The organism is Nocardia cerradoensis NBRC 101014, assembly GCF_000308535.1.
In the GTDB taxonomy this organism is placed as follows: Bacteria; Actinomycetota; Actinomycetes; order Mycobacteriales; family Mycobacteriaceae; genus Nocardia; species Nocardia cerradoensis.
Map to the genome: position 1 here is coordinate 1 of NZ_BAFW01000034.1, position 2,795 is coordinate 2,795.

The following is a 2,795-nucleotide window of genomic DNA, read 5'->3' on the forward strand; positions in this document are numbered from 1 at the left end:
TGTCTCATACGGGCTCGGCGTCTGCGCCGAAACTGTACTCGTCGGTAACTTTTGTTCTTCCGGTGGCGGCCGTTTGCTGGCGATCGCGGTCTGTGATTCGCACGGGGAAATCCTGATGCCCTGCGGACGGTGCCGGCAGGTGCTCTACGAGCACGGCGGGCCGGAACTGCTCGTCGATCACCGCGACGGCCCGGTGCCGCTGGCGAGGTTGCTGCCGGACGCCTTCGGGCCGGACGATCTGGCCGCCGGCCGGACATGATGTGAATTTCCGCACCCCGAACGGGATCTGGAAGGCTTTTCGCCATGACCCATACGGCGGTGTCGGTGATCGCGGCCAAGCGCGACGGTGCGGAACTCGACGACGAGCAGATCGATTGGGTGGTCGACGCGTTCACCCGTGGCGAGGTCGCCGACGAACAGATGTCGGCCCTGGCGATGGCGATCGTGCTGCGCGGCATGACCCGTCGCGAACTCGACCGGTGGACCGCCGCGATGATCGCCTCCGGCCGGCGGATGGATTTCACGGACCTGCCCCGGCCGACCGTCGACAAACACTCCACCGGCGGGGTCGGCGACAAGATCACCTTGCCGCTGGCGCCGCTCGTGGCCGCCTGCGGGGCGGCGGTCCCGCAGTTGTCGGGCCGTGGGCTGGGCCACACCGGCGGAACCCTGGACAAATTGGAGTCGATTCCGGGCTGGCGGGCCGATCTGGACCCCGCGCGAATGCGCTCCATCCTCACCGATCCGGAGATCGGCGCCGTGATCTGTGCGGCCGGGGCCGATCTGGCGCCGGCCGACAAGCGTCTGTACGCGCTGCGCGATGTCACCGGAACCGTGGAATCGGTTCCGCTCATCGCCAGTTCGATCATGAGCAAGAAGATCGCCGAGGGGACCGGCGCACTCGTGCTGGACGTGAAGGTCGGCAGCGGCGCGTTCATGAAGAACTTCCGCGACGCCACCGAATTGGCCACGGCCATGGTCGAATTGGGGACCGACGCCGGGGTGCGGACGGTCGCGTTGCTGACGGCGATGGACACTCCGCTCGGGCGTACGGCGGGCAATGCGCTCGAGGTAGCCGAATCGGTGGAGGTGCTGGCCGGTGGCGGCCCGCCGGACGTCGTCGAGCTGACGGTGGCGCTGGCACGAGAAATGGTGGCGCAGGCCGGGATTCGCGATGTCGACCCCGCCGACGCGCTGGCCGACGGACGCGCGATGGATCGCTGGCGGGCGATGGTCGCGGCGCAGGGCGGCGATCCCGACGCGCCACTGCCGCGAGCGCGGCACACCGAAACCCTGGTGGCGCAGGAATCGGGCGTGCTCACCCGGCTGGATGCGATGGCCGTCGGGCTCGCCGCCTGGCGGCTCGGTGCCGGTCGCGCGCGTCAGGGTGATCCCGTGCAGTTCGGTGCGGGCGTCGAAATGCACTGCAAGCCCGGCGATTCGGTGACAGCCGGAAAGCCGCTGTTCACCTTGCACACCGACTCCGAAGCGGCAATCCCCGCGGCGATCGCGACACTGCGGGCGGGATTCGACATCGGGCCGGTTCCGCCGGTCGCGCATCCGCTGATCCTCGGCCGGATCGGGCTCTGAGCCGCGAGTGACCTGTTTATTGTGCCAATAACCAACGGCACGTCATCCGGGTTGCTATTCTGTGCTCGCACGACCGCAGAATCCGGCTGGTAAGCACCGCCCGCGTGCGGACGGCATTCGATTGCCTAGCGAAGGACGTGTGCTCGTGGGTGCTGTCGCTCTCGGACTCATCTTCGTGTTCATCCTGGCCGCCGGCGGATTACGGTCCGTCGAGGTCGGCTGCCAGAACACGCAGAAACTCCATCTGAAGAACATGTGGCTGTGCGCGGTGGTGTCCTACGCCGTCGCGCTGGCCGGATTCTCGGTCTTCCTCGTCATCTCTACCGTGGTCTCACACTCGCCGTGGCCGACCTGGGCAGATGTGGAACGGATGCCCTGGTGGGCGCCCTTCGGCGGGCTGATCGGCGGTGTCGCGGTGCTCGGCATGATCACCGTGGCCAAATATGTCGGCGTCGCCACCTTCAACGCCGTCGTCATCGTGTCCGAAATGCTGGTCGCGCTGGTGATGGACGACCTGGGCGCGATGGGTTTCGCCGAACGCCACGCGACCCCGCCCCGGCTGCTGGCGGCCGTGCTGATCACCGTGGCCGTCTACCTCATGGCCGGCGATTCTCGTGAGACCGCGCCGCGGCAACCCGAATTCGTGCCCGCCAGGGAGGCGGCACGATGACCGCCCGCACCACGGTCCGGCCCGCGACGCTCGGCCGCGGGGCGATGATTCTCGTCTTCGTCCTGATGCTCGTCGGCGGCGCCCTGCGCTCGGTCGAGGCCGGATGCCAGAACTCGCTGAAACTCGCCCTGCACAACGTCTTTCTGTGCGGCGTGATCTCCTACGCGGTGGCGCTCGCCGGTGTCGGCGCGATATTCGCGGTGACACCGGCGGTGTCACCGCGTCAGCCGTGGCCGTCCCGGGCGGATCTGAAGACGATGCCACGATGGGCCCCGTTCGGCGGACTCACCGGTGGCGCCGCCATCTTCGCGATGATCACCGTGGCCTCCAGCGTCGGAGTGAGCACGTTCAATGCCCTGATCATCGCCGGTCAGATGCTGCTCGCCGTGGTCATGGACCACTTCGGTGTCATGGGTTTCCCGCGCCGGCCGCTCAGCGCGCAACGACTGGCGGGCTGTGGGCTGATCGTCGTGGGCGCCTATCTGATGGCGAAGTACTGAGCCGGGTCCGGCTACGCGCGGGCGACCATCGGGCA

4 protein-coding genes are annotated in these 2,795 nt (G+C 68.1%); all 4 read left to right on the forward strand.

The features are described from left to right. Positions 1 to 259: cytidine deaminase (locus tag ON23_RS05190; RefSeq protein ID WP_039776717.1), on the forward strand; the 259-nt coding region annotated here is incomplete at its 5' end. Between the two features lie 44 nt (positions 260 to 303). Next, entirely contained in the window at positions 304 to 1,590 is a 1,287-nt protein-coding gene (locus ON23_RS05195; RefSeq protein ID WP_039776714.1) for a thymidine phosphorylase, read from the forward strand. A gap of 145 nt (positions 1,591 to 1,735) precedes the next feature. Continuing rightward, positions 1,736 to 2,260: a DMT family transporter gene (locus ON23_RS05200; protein WP_157170171.1), complete on the forward strand. Its 525-nt coding sequence runs from the start codon at positions 1,736 to 1,738 to the stop codon at positions 2,258 to 2,260. Further along, entirely contained in the window at positions 2,257 to 2,760 is a 504-nt protein-coding gene (locus ON23_RS35775; RefSeq protein WP_051042036.1) for a DMT family transporter, read from the forward strand. Before ON23_RS05200 ends, ON23_RS35775 begins: the two co-directional genes overlap by 4 nt. The last annotated feature ends 35 nt before the right edge of the window (positions 2,761 to 2,795 follow it).